The organism is Dietzia sp. B44, assembly GCF_014145245.1.
GTDB lineage: Bacteria > Actinomycetota > Actinomycetes > Mycobacteriales > Mycobacteriaceae > Dietzia > Dietzia natronolimnaea.
The window spans coordinates 554-3549 of the sequence record NZ_JAALEF010000501.1; the positions used below are offsets into that span (position 1 = coordinate 554).

The window sequence follows — 2996 nt, forward strand, 5'->3', positions numbered from 1 at the left end:
CGGTGGAGGACGAGCGGATCAGCGGACGGTGACCATCGCCGACCGCAGGGTCCGCTCGCCGTGGCGATAGCCCTTGCGCAGGATCGTGCCCAGCACGGGCTCGGAACCCTCCGACTCGTCCTGCACGGCCTCGTGCACGGACGGGTCGAACGCGTCCCCCTCCTCGCCGAAGGACTCGACCCCCTGGGAGGCCAGGACCGCGTGGACCCGGTCGGCGAAGGCCTTGAGCGGCCCCTCCTCCAGGTCCCCGTGCGCCCGTGCCCGCTCCAGGTCGTCGACGATCGTCAGGAGCTCGGTGAGGACCGAGCCCTTGGCGGTGTCGATGATGGCCTGTCGGTCCCGCTCGACGCGGCGGCGGTAGTTGGCGAACTCCGCCGACACGCGCTGCAGGTCCGCCGTCCGTTCGTCGAGCTGCGCCTGCAGCGCCGACGTGGCGTCGTCGTCGGACGACCGGTCGCCGGCGGCGCCGTCGGTGGTGGGGGCGGGGTCGTCCTCGACGATCTCGCCCTCCACCGCCTCCGACGGAGCGGCGCCGGTCTTGTCATCCACCGCCTGCGCGGCGGCCACGTCCTGCGCGTCACCGCCCGCCCAGGCGGCCTTGTCCGTCTCCGGACCGTCAGCGTGTGGTGTGGTCACTGGAACTCACCCCTGACTGTCTCGTCGTCCTCTGCGGCCGCCTCGACCTCGTCCGGGTCGACGCCGGCCGCGCCCTCGGCCACGATCTCGGCCTCGGGGGCGACGGGGGCGTCCTGGACGAACTTCTCGTCCACCGCCTCCTCGTCGGTGGCCTCCGGGTCGCCGGGATCAGGAATTCCGGTCGCGTCCGTCACTTGTCGTCCCCCTTCGGCTCGTCCTCGTCCACGACCTCGGCGTCGACCACGTCGTCGTCAACCGACCCCGCGGAGGTGGGGTCGCCGGCCTCGGCACCCTCGGCCGCGGAGGCCTCGTAGATGGCCTGGCCGACGGCCTGCGCCTCGGTGTTGACCTTCTCGACCGCGGACTTGATGGCGTCGACGTCCGAGCCCTCGAGGGCGGTCTTGGCGTCGGCGATCGCGGCCTGGAGCGACTCCTTCTTGTCGGCCGGGATCTTGTCCTCGTTCTCCGAGACGAACTTCTCCGTCTGGTAGATCGTGGACTCGGCCTGGTTGCGGGCGTCCGCCTCCTCGCGACGCTTGTGGTCCTCGGCGGCGTGCTCCTCGGCGTCCTTGATCATCTGGTCGATCTCCTCCTTGGACAGGCCGGAGCCGTCCTGGATGATGATCGTGTTCTCCTTGCCGGTGCCCTTGTCCTTGGCGGTCACGTGGACGATGCCGTTGGCGTCGATGTCAAAGGTGACCTCGATCTGCGGCACGCCACGCGGCGCGGGGGCGATACCGGCGAGCTCGAACGAGCCGAGCAGCTTGTTCTGCGCCGCCATCTCGCGCTCACCCTGGAACACCTGGATCTGCACCGACGGCTGGTTGTCGTCGGCCGTGGTGAAGGTCTCCGACCGCTTGGTGGGGATGGTCGTGTTGCGCTCGATGAGCTTGGTCATCACGCCGCCCTTGGTCTCGATGCCCAGCGACAGCGGGGTCACGTCGAGCAGGAGCACGTCCTTGACCTCGCCGCGGAGCACGCCGGCCTGCAGCGCGGCGCCCACGGCGACGACCTCGTCCGGGTTGACGCCCTTGTTGGGCTCCTTGCCGCCGGTCAGCTCCTTGACCAGGTCGGACACGGCCGGCATGCGGGTCGAGCCACCGACGAGCACCACGTGGTCGATGGTAGACACGGCGATCCCGGCGTCCTTGATGACGGCCTGGAACGGCTTGCGGCACCGGTCGAGCAGGTCCTGCGTGATCTTCTGGAACTCCGAGCGCGACAGCGTCTCGTCGAGGAAGAGCGGGTTCTTGTCCGCGTCGACCGTGATGTACGGCAGGTTGATCGAGGTGGACTGACCGCTCGACAGCTCGATCTTCGCCTTCTCGGCGGCCTCACGCAGACGCTGCAGCGCCATCTTGTCCTTGGTGAGGTCGATGCCGTTCTGCGCCTTGAACTTGTCCACGAGCCAGTCGACGATCCGCTGGTCCCAGTCGTCACCACCGAGGTGGTTGTCACCGGAGGTCGCCCGGACCTCGACGACGCCGTCGCCGATGTCGAGCAGGGAGACGTCGAAGGTACCGCCACCGAGGTCGAAGACCAGGATGGTCTGCTCCTTGTCGCCCTTGTCCAGCCCGTACGCCAATGCGGCCGCGGTGGGCTCGTTGACGATGCGCAGGACGTTCATGCCGGCGATCTGGCCGGCGTCCTTGGTGGCCTGACGCTGGGCGTCGTTGAAGTAGGCGGGGACGGTGATGACGGCGTCCGTCACCTCCTCACCGAGGTAGGACTCGGCGTCGCGCTTGAGCTTCTGGAGCGTGCGCGCGCTGATCTCCTGCGGGGTGTAGTTCTTGCCGTCGATCGAGTCCGACTTCCAGTCCGTGCCGATGTGGCGCTTGACCGAGCGGATGGTGCGGTCGACGTTGGTGACCGCCTGGTTCTTGGCCGGCTGGCCCACGAGGACCTCGCCGTTCTTGGCGAACGCGACCACCGACGGGGTCGTGCGCGACCCCTCGGCGTTGGCGATCACGTTGGCCTCGCCGCCCTCGAGGACGGCGACGCAGGAATTGGTGGTGCCGAGGTCGATACCGACTGCACGTCCCATGATGTTCTCCTTCTCTCCGCGCCGTTACCGCGCGGACGGGGGGTGGTCCGAAACTCTGTTGTTCAGCAGACCCGGCTCAAGGCTCGGATCAGTGACTCCACCCTGCCTCTCGGCGGTGGCGCCGTCAACCCAAGTTGAGTCCGGATCGCTGAGGTTTGACGCCCTGTACAACTGGGGACCGGCCCGATCCATTCCCGGGGTGATCCAGATCACGCGGAAACCTGCGTCCACCTGACTCAATTCGCCCTGGCGCCCATCCACGCGCCCGCGCACCCGCACGCCCGCCCGCGCGCCCGCACGCCCGCACGCCCGCACG

At 68.9% G+C, this 2996-nt stretch carries 3 protein-coding genes; all 3 read right to left on the bottom strand.

Features of this window, described 5'->3' with window-relative positions:
- Positions 1-18: 18 nt before the first annotated feature.
- From grpE to dnaK, 3 genes are read right to left on the bottom strand one after another with little or no spacing between them, the layout of a single operon-like run.
- The gene (gene grpE / locus G6017_RS14935; protein ID WP_179523531.1) at positions 19-636 is read right to left on the bottom strand and encodes a nucleotide exchange factor GrpE; all 618 of its coding nucleotides are present in this window, start codon (positions 634-636) and stop codon (positions 19-21) included.
- Positions 633-830: a hypothetical protein gene (locus tag G6017_RS14940; protein ID WP_182610459.1), complete on the bottom strand. Its 198-nt coding sequence runs from the start codon at positions 828-830 to the stop codon at positions 633-635. Before G6017_RS14940 ends, grpE begins: the two co-directional genes overlap by 4 nt.
- Positions 827-2680, bottom strand: a complete 1854-nt coding sequence (gene dnaK, locus G6017_RS14945; protein WP_182610460.1) for a molecular chaperone DnaK — start codon at positions 2678-2680, stop codon at positions 827-829. The genes G6017_RS14940 and dnaK overlap by 4 nt, the downstream gene beginning before the upstream one ends.
- Positions 2681-2996: the final 316 nt, after the last annotated feature.

Excerpts from the sequence above, each read along its gene's own strand:
- dnaK (WP_182610460.1), bottom strand. The coding sequence starts at position 2,680 with ATGGGACGTGCAGTCGGTATCGACCTCGGCACCACCAATTCCTGCGTC.